Origin of the sequence: Brevundimonas sp., from assembly GCF_046295595.1 — a bacterium.
Taxonomy (GTDB): domain Bacteria; phylum Pseudomonadota; class Alphaproteobacteria; order Caulobacterales; family Caulobacteraceae; genus Brevundimonas.
Map to the genome: position 1 here is coordinate 1 of NZ_JBKBMX010000023.1, position 13,945 is coordinate 13,945.

Annotated in this window: 11 protein-coding genes; 3 read left to right on the forward strand and 8 right to left on the reverse strand. The window is 70.3% G+C overall.

From position 1 onward, the window contains the following. Both ACK4JY_RS13120 and ACK4JY_RS13125 read right to left on the reverse strand, forming a co-directional pair. The coding region (locus tag ACK4JY_RS13120; RefSeq protein ID WP_409606416.1) for a hypothetical protein at positions 1-590 on the reverse strand (590 nt) is incomplete at its 3' end. A gap of 46 nt (positions 591-636) precedes the next feature. Continuing rightward, complete coding sequence (locus ACK4JY_RS13125; protein ID WP_409606418.1) at positions 637-1,875, reverse strand: NAD(P)/FAD-dependent oxidoreductase; 1,239 nt, start codon at positions 1,873-1,875, stop codon at positions 637-639. Between the two features lie 49 nt (positions 1,876-1,924). On the opposite strand from ACK4JY_RS13125, the gene greA reads away from it, so the two are divergent. The 3 genes from greA (at position 1,925) to ligD (ending at position 5,347) form a co-directional block, all read left to right on the forward strand. Beyond that, on the forward strand, positions 1,925-2,401 hold the full coding sequence (gene greA, locus ACK4JY_RS13130; RefSeq protein WP_409606420.1) for a transcription elongation factor GreA: 477 nt from the start codon (positions 1,925-1,927) through the stop codon (positions 2,399-2,401). A 113-nt stretch (positions 2,402-2,514) separates the two neighbouring features. Continuing rightward, positions 2,515-2,661, forward strand: a complete 147-nt coding sequence (locus ACK4JY_RS13135; protein ID WP_409606422.1) for a hypothetical protein — start codon at positions 2,515-2,517, stop codon at positions 2,659-2,661. Positions 2,662-2,743: 82 nt separating this feature from the next. Continuing rightward, positions 2,744-5,347, forward strand: a complete 2,604-nt coding sequence (ligD, locus tag ACK4JY_RS13140) for a DNA ligase D (protein ID WP_409606423.1) — start codon at positions 2,744-2,746, stop codon at positions 5,345-5,347. Here the strand turns inward: ligD and ACK4JY_RS13145 are convergent. From ACK4JY_RS13145 to ACK4JY_RS13170, 6 genes are all read right to left on the reverse strand, one after another. Further along, positions 5,344-6,201, reverse strand: coding sequence for a Ku protein (locus ACK4JY_RS13145; protein ID WP_409606425.1), 858 nt, complete (start codon positions 6,199-6,201; stop codon positions 5,344-5,346). The genes ligD and ACK4JY_RS13145 overlap by 4 nt on opposite strands. A 55-nt stretch (positions 6,202-6,256) precedes the next feature. Then, on the reverse strand, positions 6,257-8,029 hold the full coding sequence (locus ACK4JY_RS13150) for an ATP-binding protein (RefSeq protein WP_409606427.1): 1,773 nt from the start codon (positions 8,027-8,029) through the stop codon (positions 6,257-6,259). Positions 8,030-8,033: 4 nt separating this feature from the next. After that, on the reverse strand, positions 8,034-8,573 hold the full coding sequence (locus ACK4JY_RS13155) for a YfiR family protein (protein ID WP_409606429.1): 540 nt from the start codon (positions 8,571-8,573) through the stop codon (positions 8,034-8,036). Beyond that, complete coding sequence (locus tag ACK4JY_RS13160; RefSeq protein ID WP_409606431.1) at positions 8,573-10,519, reverse strand: TonB-dependent receptor plug domain-containing protein; 1,947 nt, start codon at positions 10,517-10,519, stop codon at positions 8,573-8,575. Before ACK4JY_RS13160 ends, ACK4JY_RS13155 begins: the two co-directional genes overlap by 1 nt. Before the next feature lie 132 nt (positions 10,520-10,651). Continuing rightward, positions 10,652-12,331: a response regulator gene (locus ACK4JY_RS13165; protein WP_409606433.1), complete on the reverse strand. Its 1,680-nt coding sequence runs from the start codon at positions 12,329-12,331 to the stop codon at positions 10,652-10,654. Then, positions 12,328-13,827, reverse strand: a complete 1,500-nt coding sequence (locus ACK4JY_RS13170; RefSeq protein ID WP_409606435.1) for an ATPase domain-containing protein — start codon at positions 13,825-13,827, stop codon at positions 12,328-12,330. Before ACK4JY_RS13170 ends, ACK4JY_RS13165 begins: the two co-directional genes overlap by 4 nt. Between the last annotated feature and the right edge of the window lie 118 nt (positions 13,828-13,945).

The window sequence follows — 13,945 nt, forward strand, 5'->3', positions numbered from 1 at the left end:
CCGCCGGCCCGACCCGCGCCGCCGCCGCGCGCGCCCCCGCCGGCGCTCGCCGGCCGGGTCGGACCCTGCACCGGAATCTCCAGCCCGGCCGGAATCGGCGCGAGGTCCAGCGCGTGACGTACGAAGTCGCGCAACGACACCACCAGCTCATGGGTGTGCACCGGCCGCCCCTCGACCAGATCCACCGCCGCGCGCTGGGCGAGCCGCACCTGTTCGTCCGTACCCAGAAGGATGATGTCCGACAGGGCCGCCTCGACCGCGTCGCGGATGCGCCGGGCCCGGTCCGAGCCTTCCTCGCCCGGCTCCGCCGCGGCCTCGCCCAGACCGACCCCTTCGCCGGTCACGGCCGCGCGCCGCAGCTGCCGCATATGCCGCGGATCGACCGACAGATCGCCGGTGAACGACCCGCCCAGCACCTTGTAGGCAGCCATCAGAGTCTTCAGCCGTTCGTTGATCTGGCGGTTGGCGCGCTCGCGGCGCTGCTGGAAGGTCATCATCATGACCAGGCGGATGCCGACCCCGATCAGGGCGAACAGGGCCAGCGCCACCAGGCTGACCAGAATGCTCTGCCACGAGCTGAAATCCATCATCCGCATGTCCGACCCCTGAACGCCGCCCCCCGTCGGGGACGCGGGATCAACGCGCGGACGGCGAACCTGTGCCGTGCGCCACGAACCAGGCCAGCACGCCCTCCGCCGCGACCACCCCCGAGGCCATCGACGCCTGCAGCAGATAGCCGCCGGTCGGCGCCTCCCAGTCCAGCATCTCGCCGGCGACGAAGACGCCGGGCAGGGCGGTCAGCATCAGCCGCTCGTCCACCGCGTCCAGCGTCACGCCCCCGGCCGTGGAAATGGCCCGCGCCAGTCCCTGAACCCCGGTCAGGGTCAGGCGCACCGCCTTGATCCGCCGCGCCAGCTTGTCCGCCCCCGGCGGCAGCTCGCCCGGAATCTCGCGCAACAGGCCGACGCCGACCGGCGACAGTCCCGCCGCCTTCCTCAGCCAGTTGGACACGCTGTCCTTGCCGCGCGACCTGGTCAGCCGCAGCGCCAGGGCCTCGATCGACAGGTCGGGCCGCAGGTCGACGGTCAGGGTCGCCGAGCCGTCGCGCTCCACCGCATCCCTCAGCGGCGCCGACAGGGCGTAGACCGCCCCGCCTTCCAGACCGTAGCGCGTCACCATGGCCTCGCCGCGCACCGTCGTCTCGCCGAAGGTCAGGGCGATGGGCTTCAACGGCAGGCCGGCGAACCGGTCGGCGAATACCTCGGACCAGACGACGTCGAAGCCGACATTGGAGGGCCGGAACGGCGCCACCTCGACGCCTTCGGCTTCCAGCGGCTCGCGCCAGCGCCCGTCCGAGCCCAGCCGCGGCCAGCTGGCCCCGCCCAGCGCCAGCACGACCGCATCGGGCCGCTCGACCCGTTCACCCTCCGGCGTCTCGAACACCCAGTCGCCATCCCGCCGGCCTGCCCAGCGCGACCGCGTCCGCAGCTCGACCCCCAGCTCTCCGAGCCGGCCCAGCCAGGCCCGCAACAGCGGCGAGGCCTTCATCGATCGTGGAAACACCCGCCCCGACGAGCCGGTGAACACCGGCTGCCCCAGGCCCTCGGCCCAGCCGATCATATGCGTCGGCGAGAACGGCTCCAGCCAGCCCGACACGGTCGGCGACGCCGCGCCATAGCGGGCGCTGAACCCCTCCATCGGCTCCGAATGGGTCAGATTCAGTCCGCCGCGCCCGGCCATCAGAAATTTTCGCGCCGCCGAGGGCATGGCCTCGTGCACCACCACGGCGACGCCCGCCCGGGCCAGCTGCTCGGCCGCCATCAGCCCGGCCGGTCCGGCCCCGATCACATGCACCGTCTTGTCTGTAGAGCTCATGGCCCCGTTCTAGACCGGAACGACCGCGACCGGCATACGCTTCGTCCCCATGAGCGTTGCATTCACCCGCGAGGAGGATCTGGAGGCCACGGCCGCCGATCTTCCGGACCGCCCGATTTCACCCCACCCGAACCTCGTCACGCCCGAAGGTCTGGCGGCGATCGACGCCGCCCTCGCCTCCGCCCGCGCGGCCTACGCCGCTGCCCAAGCCAAGGGCGACATCGAGGCCGACCGCACCGCCATGGCCCGCGCCACCCGCGATCTGCGCTACTGGTCGGCCCGCCGCGCCACGGCCCAGCCGGTCGAGACCACGGCCGACGGCCGCGTCCGTTTCGGCGGCTCGGTGACGATCGAGCGCGACGACGGCCGCACCCAGACCTGGCGGATCACCGGCGAGGACGAGGCCGACCCGGCCGCCGGCTCGGTCAGCCATGTTTCGCCCCTCGCCGTGGCCCTGACCGGCAAGCGGGTTGGCGACGAGGCGACGGTGGCTGGCCAGACGGTGGAAATCGTCGCCGTCGATTGAATGGTTGTCCCGCGCGCCGGGGCGCCCCACCTTGTACGCATCCCCCGCCGCCCCTGCGGCGTTCTGCCGACGCATTGCGTCAGGCGCGCTGCGCCGGAAAGGAAGACCTGCCGATGGCCCGTAAGCCCAACTACAGCTTCGAACGCATGGAGCGCGACCGCGCCGATCAGAAGAAGGCCGCTGAAAAGGCCGCCGCCAAGGCCGAGAAGCGCGCCGCCGCCCGCGGTGAAAAGCCGGACGAAGAGCCGCAGGCCGAATAACCACCGGCGCCGCCCCGCGTCCGTCGATTGAGCCATCCGGACGCGCGCGCGTTCTCCTTCCGGCTGATGACGGGAGGCCCGGGTGCGCGGCGAACTTGAAACGTACAAGAAGAAGCGGAATTTCGGTGACACGCCGGAGCCTGCGGGCAAGAAGGGCCGGGCGCGCAAGGCCGGCCTGACCTACCTCATTCAGCGTCACGCGGCGACGCGGCTGCACTACGACTTCCGCATCGAGGTGGACGGCGTGCTCAAATCCTGGGCCGTCACCAAGGCGCCGTCGCGCGACACCACCGTCAAACGGCTGGCGGTCGAGGTCGAGGACCATCCGCTCGACTACGGGACCTTTGAAGGGACCATCCCGGCCGGCAACTACGGCGCCGGCACGGTGCAGCTGTGGGACCGCGGAACCTGGGAGCCGCAGGAGGACGACCTCGCCGACGCCTTCGCCCGCGGCAACGTCAAGATGATCGTCCACGGCGAGCGGCTGCAGGGCAAATGGGCCCTGATCCGCATGAAGACGGATCGCGGCAAGCCGTCGAAACGCAACAACTGGCTGCTGATCAAGGAGAAGGACGAATTCGCCGTCCCGGAAGAGGGCGACGCCAATATGGCCATCGACGCCTCGATCACCACCGGCCGCAGCCTCGCCGAGATCGCGGCTGGAGCGAAGAGCTCGACCGCGCCGAAAAAGACCACCCGCGCCGCGCCGACGAAGGCCAAGGCTCCGGCGGCGGCCGCCAGCCCGGCCTCGAAGCCCCGCCCCTTCGTCCCGATCCAGCTGTGCAAGATCGCCGACTATCCGCCGCACGGGAGCGGCTGGGCGCATGAGATCAAGTTCGACGGCTACCGGCTGCAGGTCGCCTCGGGCGGCGGCCGCGCCATCGTCCGCACCCGCAAGGGTCTCGACTGGTCGGACAAATTCCCCGAGCTGGCCGCCGACGCGGCCGGGTGGCCCGATGCGGTGGTCGACGGTGAGCTCTGCGCCCTGGCCGAGAACCACATGCCGGACTTCTCGGCCCTGCAGGCGGCCATCTCCAGCGGCGACACCGGCGACCTCGTCTATTTCGCCTTCGACCTGCTGTTCGACGGCGCCGAGGACCTGCGCAAACTGCCCCTGTCGGAGCGCAAGGCGCGGCTGCAGGCCTATATCGACCGCATCCCCGAGGCCGCCCGCGCCCGCATCCGCTACGTCGACCATTTCGCCACAACCGGCCAGGCCATTCTCGAGAGCGCCTGCCGCATGGACCTCGAAGGCGTCATCTCCAAGAAGCTGGACGCGCCCTATCGCGAGGGCCGCTCGACCACCTGGCTCAAGTCCAAATGCCGCGGCGGCGACGAGGTCGTCATCGGCGGCTGGACCTCCGAAGGCGGCGGCCGCTTCCGCTCGCTGATCGTCGGGGTGCAGGACACGGACGGTTTGCGCCATCTCGGCCGCGTCGGCACCGGCTACAACCAGACCCTGCTCAAGACCCTGCTCCCGGCGCTGAAGGCGGCCGAGACCGACAAGAGCCCCTTCGTCGGCAAGGACGCGCCGAAGAAGTCCCGCGCCGCCGGCGCCACCGTCCACTGGGTCAAGCCGGTGCTGGTCGCCGAGATCGAGCACGGCGGCTACACCGACACCGGTTCGCTGCGCCACGCCGCCTTCAAGGGCCTGCGCGAGGACAAGCCGCCGGCCGAGGTCACCGAACGCCCCCACGCCCCCTCCGACCCGTCGAAGGAGCCGGGAAGCCACACGAACCCGGTCCCCCTCGCCATCCCCGGCGAACGCCCCGCCGCCGGCAAGGGCAAGGGCAAGCTGGTCGTCGCCGGCGTGACGATCTCCAACCCCGACAAGATCCTCTGGCCCGCCGCCGACGGCCGGGACGCTGTCAGAAAGGCGGAGCTGGTCCGCTATTACGAAATGGCCGCCGAGCGCCTGCTGCCGCATGTCGGCGACCGCCCGGTCTCGATCATCCGCGCCCCCGAAGGCATCAACGGCCAGAAATTCTTCCAGCGCCACGCCATGCCCGGCTCCAACCCGCGGCTGAAGCTGATCGATGTAAAGGAGCGCAAACCCTATGTCGGCGTCGTCGACGTCGGCGGCCTCGTCGCCATCGGCCAGTCCGGCGGGCTGGAGCTGCACCCGTGGGGCTGCAAGCCCGGCGACCCCGAAACCCCCGACCAGGTCACCTTCGACCTCGACCCGGATGAGGGCCTCGACTTCGCCGACGTCATCTCGGCCGCCAAGGTGCTGAAGCGCGAACTGGAAGGCCTCGGCCTCAACCCCTTCGTCAAGACCACCGGCGGCAAGGGGCTGCACGTCGTCGTCCCCATCCTCGCCGACGCCAAAAGCCGCATCGGATGGGACCAGTGCAAGGCCTTCGCCAAGGCTGTGTCGGAACGCGTCCGCGCCGCCGATCCCGACCATTTCACCACCACCCTCGCCAAGAAGGCGCGCGGCGGGAAGATCTTCCTCGACTATCTGCGCAACGGCCGCATGGCCACGGCGGTGGCCCCGTGGTCGGTCCGCGCCCGCCCCGGCGCCGGCATCGCCTTCCCCCTGTCGTGGGGCCAGGTGAAGGCCGGCCTCGACCCGGCCGCCTACACCCTGCACGACGCCGCCGCCCTGCTGAAGAAGCCCGACCCGTGGAAGGATTTCCGCGCCGGCGCGGTGAACCCGCGCCCGGTGCTGAAGAAGGTTCTCTAGGCCGCCTTCTTCTTCGCCGGAGGCTTCTTCGCGGCCGGCTTCTTGGCCGCCGCCTTCTTCGCCGGCGCCTTGGCTGCGGCCGAACCCTTCAGGCTGGCGCGCAGGGCCTCCATCAGGTCGATGACATTGGTGTCGTCCGGCTCCGGCGCCTCGACCAGGCCCCCGCCGCCCTTTTGCTTGGCCTTGATCATCGCCTTCAGGGCTTCGTCATAGCGGTCCTTGAACTGGGTCGGATCGAAGTCGGCCTCCTTCTGGCCGATGATGCGGGTGGCGATCTCGACCATGTCCTTGTCCGGCTTGACCGTCGGGATGTCGTCGAAATAGTCGGCGGCGTCGCGCACCTCGTCGTGGGCCCGCAGCGAATAGGCCACCAGTCCCTTGCCGCGCACCTCCAGCGCGATCTGCCGCTCGCGCCCTCGCAGCACCAGACAGCCGATGGCGATCTTGCCCGCCGCCTGCATGGCGTCGCGGATCACGGCGAAGGCCTCGGCGCCGACGCCCTTCTCGGGCACCACATAGAAGGGGTCGTTCCAGTACAGCCGGTCGATGTCGGCCTCGTCGACGAACTCGTCGATCGAGATGGTCCGCGTGCTCTCCAGCTTGACCTTGTCGAAGTCCTCGTCGTCGAACAGGACGTATTCGTCCTTCGACACCTCGAACCCCTTGACCAGATCCGAGCGCTCGACCGGCCCGGCGTCGGGGTCGGTCGGCACCATGCGGATGCGGTTGTTGGTCTCGGGATTGATCAGGTGGAAGCTGACGTGGGTCGCCGAGGAGGTCGCCGTGTACAGCGCCACCGGGCACGTCACCAGCGACAGCTTCAGATGTCCCTGCCAGGTCGGTCTCGCGGCCATGATCGCCTCCTCGTCGTCGGATGTCGCGACTCGAACGCCGCGCCCCCCGAATCGTTCAGGTCGACGTCGTTCGTCCCGCCGCACCCGCCAGCGTCTCGCCCAGCGCCGCCGTCAGGCTGTCGATGCCATACGGCTTGGGCAGCAGGCGGAAGGCCTGGCCGGTCGCCGCCGAGGCCGCCTCGCTGAACCCGGTGGTCAGCAGCACCGGCATCTGCGGCATCCGCCGCCGCACCTCCTGGGCCAGCCCCAGCCCGTCCATCTGGCCCGGCATGACCATGTCCGAGAACACCATGTCGAAGGCCGCGTCCTGCTCCAGCATGACCAGCGCCTCGGCCGCGCTGGCGACCCGCACATGGCTGTAGCCGAGGTCGCCGAGCATATGGCCGACGCCGGCCGCGACCGCATCGTCGTCCTCGACCAGCAGCAGCCGTCCCCCGGCCTTGCGGGCCGGCGCCTCTCCGGCCTCGAGGGCGAGCGCCGGAGCCGCCTCTTTCGGCGTCTTGTCGGTGCGCGGAAGGCACAGGGTGAAGGTCGTGCCCTCGCCCTCGCGCGACTCGACGCCGATGTCGCCGCCCGACGAGCGCACGAAGCCATAGACCTGCGACAGGCCCAGGCCGGTGCCGCGCCCGACCTCCTTGGTGGTGAAGAAGGGCTCGAACACCCGCGACGCCACCACGTCCGACATCCCCGCGCCGGTGTCGGCGACCTTCAGACAGACCCGGTCGGGCACGCCTTCCTCGGTCGGCATATTGTGCCCCGACACCGTCAGACGCCCGCCGCGGGGCATGGCGTCCCGGGCGTTGACCGCCAGGTTCAGCAGGGCCAGCTCAAGCTCGCCGCGATCCGCCTCGATCGGCCACAGATCCTCTTCCAGCTCCAGCACCACCTCGATGTCCTCGCGCAGCGACCGCTCCAGCAGAAAGCGCAAACCTTCGATGTGGCTCCGCAGGTCCAGCACCTCGGCCTGCAGCGGCGAGCGCCGCGCGAAGGCCAGCAGCTGGCGCGTCAGGGCCGCGCCCCGTTCGACCGCCTGTTTGACCCCGGCCGCCAGCGCCGCGCGCCGTTTGGGGTCCTCGGTGCGGTCCAGCAGCTCGATGCCGCTGGACGCCACCATCAGCAGATTGTTGAAGTCGTGGGCGATGCCGCCGGTCAACCGGCCGATGGCCTCCATCTTCTGGCTCTGGCGCAGCGCCTCCTCGGCCTTTTCCCGCTCCATCATCTGCTGCTGCAGCAGGTCGTTGGCCCGCGCCAGTTCGGCGGCGCGGTCCGCCAGCTGGCGGTTGGCGCGGCGCAGCGCGCCTTGCGCGACGGCGAGGACGATGACGACCAGCGCGCCCAGCCCCAGCACCAGCAACAGGCCGGCGATGCGACTGAATCTCTGCGCCGGCGGCGTTTCCAGCACACGCAGGCGCGCCGTGCCCAGGGCCTGCCCGGCCTGCTCGACCGGCCGCACGATATACAGCCGGCCATCCCGGAACGTCGTCGTCCTTGACCTTGGCGCCGCCACGGGCGGAACCACCTCGCCGACGCGGGCGAAGCTGGCCACGAGGCGGTTCTGCTCGTCATAGATGGCCGCCGCCAGCACGTTCGGATTGACCTGCACCGCGTCGACATAGTCCTGCGCCGCCTGGCGGTCGTCGAAAGCGAGGGCGCCGCTGACCGCCGAGGCCAGCAGGTCCGCCTGGGCGCCCGCCTGGCGCGCGGTCTGCACCTTCAATGACTGTTCGTTGACGATCGCGATCGCCACCCCGGCGATCAGCAGCACCAGCAGCGAGGCGAGGGCGACGAGGGGGAAGCGGCTGGAGCGAAGACGGGCGAGCAAGGGCATCGGCTCAACCTCCCCTAACGCTGAGGGCGAGGTTCAGCAGGCGCGAACTGATCGACAACCGGCTGCGCGAGGCGGCCTGCAGGTCGATATGGAACCGCACCCGGTCGTTGCTGACCGCGAAATGGATCATCCCCCGATCGGTCGAGACGGCCCCGTCGGTGACATGCAGGATGGCGGGCTGACCGGCCGGAACCAGGCTCCCTCCGCCGCTGCCGACATAAAGGATGTGACAACCGGCCGCCGCCTCGACCGTGGCCGGCCGCCGCACGATCAGGGGCCGGCCATAGGCGGTCTGGGCCCGCGCCGCCCGGTCCAGGGATCCGGCGAACGGATCTCGGCCGGCGACGCACAGCACCACCGGCGAGCGGCTGTCGGCGAAGGACCGCGGCGGCCATTCAACGAAGGCGGCGAACCGCACCAGATAGTTGGCCTTGACCGAATATTCGAGGTTGGTCTGCAGCGACGCGGGCGCGGCGAAGACGTGCAGCGGCAGGCTCCACAGCAGGGCGACGAGCACCGGCAGGGAGCGCCGCCCCGGACGCATCAGAAGCGCACCTGCAGGGCGCCGAAGACGCTGCGGCCGAAGGCCCGGCCGCGGACCGTATCGCCGGTCTCGACGTGGCGATCCTCGATCAGGTTCCGGCCCGTCAGCGACAGCTCCAGCCGCTCCGTCACATGCCAGCCCAGCCGGACATCGGCCTCGACATAGCCATCGACGGCGGACAGGTCGTCGACGGCGCGCAGCCGCACGTCCAGCTCGACCGCGTCGGTCAGGTCGTGCTGCGACCGCAGCAGAACCTGATAGTCCGGATCGTCGCCGATCGAGACCAGGCCGCTGATGTCGTCGGTCGTCGGCGTATCGTCATAGTCGCGGGTCAGGGTGCTGACGCCGGCGCTCATCCGCCAGGACGGCGACACGTCATAGCTGGTCCAGGCGTCCACGCCCCAGGTGGTCGCCTCGCCATTGTTGCTGAGGTTCAGCGGCAGGAAGGTCACCGGCGTGATCGAGACCGTCCGCAGGTCGTCGTAGACATTGTAGAAGGCGTTGATCGAGAACGACAGTCGCGGCGAGGGATTGGCGCGGTATCCCAGCTCGTAGGCCGTCGCGGTCTCCGAGCGGAAGTCGGCCCCGACCAGGAAGCCCGGCAGTGTCAGGTCGCGCTCGATCCGGTTGGGCGTGCGGCTGGCGCGGCTGATCGCGCCCCACAGCAGGTCGCCCCCCGGCCGATGCCAGGCCAGCCGGATGTTGGGCAGGAATTCCTCGCCCGAGAAGCTGTTGTCCTCGAATTTGGCGCCCAGCGTCAGGGTCAGGCCCTCGGCCAGGGTGATCTGGTCCTGAACGAAGACATTGGTCAGCGTCAGGGTCCGTTCGGCCGGATCGAGAACCGCTCCGCCGGCCGGCGCCGTGAAGCGGGAGTCGATCACGCGGTGGCCGACGCCCATCACCAGCCGGTGCCGTCCCAGATCGAGGGCGTGCTGGACCGACGCGTCCCAGGTGTCGGACTCCTCCAGCGAGCCGGGCTCCTCCCTCTCATGCCGGTCGAAATAGGCCTGGACCTGAAGTTCGCCGCCCGCCAGCGGGCGGACCCAGCGACCCAGCACGTTCCCGCCCCGCACCTGGGTGTCGGTGCCCAGCAGGTCCTCGTTGACGGCGACCTCGTTGTCGAAGACCTCCCCCTGCAGGGTCAGCCGGTTCTCGCCGCTGGCCCAGTCGGCCCGCGCGCCCGCGCGCATCCCCTCGGCGTCGTCATTGGCCTCCTCGCCGGTCGGCGCCCGGGTTTCGCCGCGCTCGTGGCCGCTCACCCAGGCCCGCCAGGCGCCGGCCTCGCCCAGTTGCCCGCCGTGCCGCAGGCCCCAGGCGAAATCGTCGTCCCCGGCCCCGACGCTGAACAGCGTGCCCACCGTGTCGGCGGCCGATCTGGTGATGATGTTGATCACCCCGTTCATGGCGTTGGAGCCGTACAGCGCCCCGCCCGGGCCGCTGATGACCTCGATCCGCTCCACGTCCGCCAGCATGACGTCGTGGGCGTCCCAGAACACGCCCGAGCTCAGGGTCGAATAGATGCTGCGCCCGTCGACCACCACCAGCAGCTTGTTCGAGGTCTCGTAGCCGTTGAAGCCCCGCGCGCTGATCGCATAGTCGACCGCATTGACCCGCTGGACGCTCAGGTTCGGCGCCAGACGCAGCGCCTCGGGCAGGCTGGTCGCGCCGGAGCGACGGATGTCCTCGGCGGAAATGACGAAGATCGCCGCCGCCGCGTCGGCGAGGGCCTCGGGCCGGCGCGACACCGAGGTGATCTCGACCATCGACAGCTCTTCCAGCGACAGCCGTGTCAGATCCTGGTCGTCATGGCCGCCCCCCCCGATCTGCCGGGCGGCGCCGAGGGCGTCATTCGGCGCAGGCGCGGACCCGTGCGTATCGTCGGCCCGCGCCACCCCGGGCAGGACAAGCAGAATCGCGGCCGCGGCTCCCCGCCGAAAATGACGCATCAATATCTCCCCCGACGCTCGTGCGATCGGCTGCAACGCTTCTTCCGTTCATTCGGTTGCCGCCGGCTGACCCGCTTGGCTCGCCGACGTCATCCTGTCCGCACCCCGGATGGCCCAGGGGGCGGTCGGCGGTCAACCCGTCGCGAAGCTGCGCGACAGCTTGCGCGCCAGTTCCGCCTGGACGAACGGCTTGTGCACGATCTGATGATCGCCGACGCCCATCAGCGCCTCGGCGTCGGCGTATCCGGTGGCGAACAGGATCGGCACCCGCGGGCGCCGCGCCCGCAGTTCGCGCGCCAGATCGGCCCCGTTCATGCCGGGCATGGCGAAGTCCAGCACCACCGCGCTGATCTCGTCATGGCGTTCGAACAGGTCCAGCGCCGCCCCGCCGCTGCCCGCCTCGACGACATTGTAGCCCAGGTCCGCCAGCAGGCCGGCGGTGACCTCGCGCACGGCGTCGTCGTCGTCGACGACCAGCACCACCAGATGATCCTCATGGGCGACCGGCCCCGCCCCGGCCTCCACCCCCGGTTCCGCCGGCGCTCCGCTGGCCTTCGGCAGGAACACCTTGATGCTCGTGCCGCGGCCGACCTCGGTGTCGATGGCGACGCCGCCGCCCGACTGTTTGGCGAGGCCGAACACCTGGCTCAGCCCCAGACCCGACCCCTTGCCGACCTCCTTGGTCGTGAAGAACGGCTCGAAGGCCCGGGCCCGCACGTCGTCGGTCATGCCCGAGCCGGTGTCCGTCACCGACACCATCACATAGTCGCCCGGCGCCGGGGCCTCCGGCGTGTCCGGCTCGCCCAGCGTCACATTGGCCGTGGTGATGGTCAGCGAGCCGCCGACCTCCATGGCGTCGCGGGCGTTGATCGCCAGGTTGAGGATGACCAGTTCGATCTGCGTCGGATCGATCATCGCCGGCCACAGATCCTCGGCCAGCCGCGGTTCGGCGATCTGCACGCTGCCGCCGATCGTGCTTTGCAGCAGGTCGCGCATGCTCCTGACCGTGCCGTTCAGATCGACCGGCCGCGGCTCCAGCTTCTGCTGCCGCGAGAAGGCCAGCATCTGGGCGGTCAGCCGGGCGCCGCGCTGCGAGGCCTCGCTCATCATCGCCAGCCGGCGGATCAGCGCCGGGTCCTCGGCCCGCTTCCGCATCTGTTCGACATTGCCGAGGATCACGGTCAGCAGATTGTTGAAGTCGTGCGCCACGCCCGAGGTGAGCTGCCCGACCGCCTCCAGCCGCTGCGCCTGGCGCAGGGCCGACTCGACCTTCTCGCGCTCGCCGATCTGTTCGGCCAGTTGCCGGTTGGCCGCCTCCAGCTCGGCGGTGCGCTCCGCCACACGGCGCTCCAGCATCGCCTCGGCGCGGCGGATCTCCTCGATCCGCTCGCGCGCCTCATACTGCCGCCGCCGCCCGCGCAGGGCCGTCTGCACGGCGCTGACCAGGGTGGTCGGGTGGAACGGCCGCTCCAGAAAGCTGACGTTGCCCAGGGTGTCCGACAGCCGCCGCGCCGCCGGATTGCGCTCGACGCTGCCGCCGCGCTTGGTCAGCACCACGAACGGAAAGTCCGACCACGACGGCTGCCCCTCGATCCACGCCGCCAGCCCGCTCAGGTCGCAGTCGCGCAGCGCCTCCTCGACCACCACCGCCAGGCCGGCGCCCTCCGACAGCCGCGCCTGCAGGCTGTCCAGCGTCTCGCAGACCTCCACCGGCGCGCCCGCCTCCTTCAGGATGGCGGCCGCCACCGCGGCGTCGCGCCCGGTCGGCGCCAGCACCAGCGCCCTTTGCGATACGTCGCCGCCGTCACTCATGCCGAGCGGTCGCCCATCAGGCCCGAGCCCTGGCCGACGAAATTCGGCACCCCGCGCAGCACGCCCTGGAAGCCGTGCAGCGGCTCGCCCAGCGTCAGGCCGTCGGCGCTGATGTCGTATTCGCGGATCGTCTTCTCGTGCCGCCCGGCGCGCTTCTTGATCACCGACACGGCCCGCCGCACATGCCCGGCCGCCTCGAAATAGCGCAGCAGGATCACCGTATCCGCCAGATAGGTCACATCGACCGGCGCCTTCATGTCCCCGACCAGCCCGTGCTGCGCCACCGTCAGATAGGTCGAGGCCCCCTGGCGGTTCAGATACTGCAGCAGCTCGTGGATGTGCAGCACGAGGAATTTCTCCTGCGGCATCGCCGCCTGGTAGCCGTTCAGACTGTCGATCACGACCGTCTTGATGTCGTCCTCCGACACGCAGCGCCGCACCCGCGCCGCGAACTCGCCGGGCGACAGCTCGGCCGCGTCGACCTGTTCGATGATCATCGCGCCGGCGTCGCGCATCGCCTCCAGATCGATGCCCAGCCCCTTCACCCGGTCGAACAGCAGGCCCAGCTCCTCGTCGAACACGAACAGCGCCGCCTTCTCGCCCCGCTCCACCGCCGCCACCGCGAAATTGATCGTGAACAGCGACTTGCCCGTCCCCGCGGGCCCCAGAATCAGGCAGCTGGAGCCGCGCTCCACACCCCCGCCCAACAGGTCGTCCAGCTCCGTCACCCCGCTCGACATCGGCGTCCGCTCGAACGCCGTCCGGTGCTCCGAGGCGACGATGCGCGGATAGACCTCGAGCCCGCCGGTCTTGATGGTGAAGTCGTGATAGCCGCCGCGGAATCGCCGCCCACGGTATTTGATCACCCGCACCCGCCGCCGCTCGGCGCCATACTCCGGCGCCAGCTCCTGCAGCTGGATCACCCCGTGCGCCACGCTGTGCACCGTCTTGTCGTTGATGTCGGTGGTCAGGTCGTCCAGCAGCAGCACCGTCACGCCGCGCTTGGCGAAATAGTGTTTCAGCGCCAGCACCTGGCGCCGGTAGCGCAGCGAGCCCTGGGCCAGCAGCCGGATTTCCGACAGGCTGTCGACCACCACCCGCGTCGGATCCGACCGCTCGACCGCGTCGAGGATCATCCGTGTGGTCTCGCCCAGCTCGAGGTCCGAGGAATACAGCAGGCTCTGCTGCTGCTGTTCGTCCAGCAGGCTCTCGGGCGGCACCAGTTCGAAGATCTCGATCCCGTCCAGCGCCCAGTGGTGCGACGTCGCCGTGGCCCGCAGCTCCTCCTCGGTCTCCGACAGGGTGATGTACAGGCAGCGCTCGCCCCGCGCCGCGCCCTGCATCAGGAAGTTCATCGCCGCCGTGGTCTTGCCGGTCCCGGGATTGCCCTCCAGCAGATACAGCCGGTTCCGCTCCAGCCCCCCGGCCAGGATGTCATCCAGCCCCGAAATCCCGAATTCGGCCTGATCCCGGCCGTCGCCCACGCGCTTCGTCATGCATCCTCTCATGGTCTAGCTGAGCCATAACGCACGGATATGGATAAGGTTACACGGCATATCCTCCCCCAACGGGGGAGGGGGACCGCCGGAACGGCGGTGGAGGGGGCCGAACCCG

What these genes read in the sequence shown, in the direction of transcription:
- ACK4JY_RS13160 (WP_409606431.1), bottom strand. Translation starts at nt 10,519, where the DNA reads ATGCGTCATTTTCGGCGGGGAGCCGCGGCCGCGATTCTGCTTGTCCTG.
- ACK4JY_RS13155 (WP_409606429.1), bottom strand. Translation starts at nt 8,573, where the DNA reads ATGCGTCCGGGGCGGCGCTCCCTGCCGGTGCTCGTCGCCCTGCTGTGG.
- ACK4JY_RS13170 (WP_409606435.1), bottom strand. Translation starts at nt 13,827, where the DNA reads ATGACGAAGCGCGTGGGCGACGGCCGGGATCAGGCCGAATTCGGGATT.
- ACK4JY_RS13150 (WP_409606427.1), bottom strand. Translation starts at nt 8,029, where the DNA reads ATGCCCTTGCTCGCCCGTCTTCGCTCCAGCCGCTTCCCCCTCGTCGCC.
- ACK4JY_RS13135 (WP_409606422.1), top strand. Translation starts at nt 2,515, where the DNA reads ATGGCCCGTAAGCCCAACTACAGCTTCGAACGCATGGAGCGCGACCGC.
- ACK4JY_RS13145 (WP_409606425.1), bottom strand. Translation starts at nt 6,201, where the DNA reads ATGGCCGCGAGACCGACCTGGCAGGGACATCTGAAGCTGTCGCTGGTG.
- ACK4JY_RS13165 (WP_409606433.1), bottom strand. Translation starts at nt 12,331, where the DNA reads ATGAGTGACGGCGGCGACGTATCGCAAAGGGCGCTGGTGCTGGCGCCG.
- greA (WP_409606420.1), top strand. Translation starts at nt 1,925, where the DNA reads ATGAGCGTTGCATTCACCCGCGAGGAGGATCTGGAGGCCACGGCCGCC.
- ACK4JY_RS13125 (WP_409606418.1), bottom strand. Translation starts at nt 1,875, where the DNA reads ATGAGCTCTACAGACAAGACGGTGCATGTGATCGGGGCCGGACCGGCC.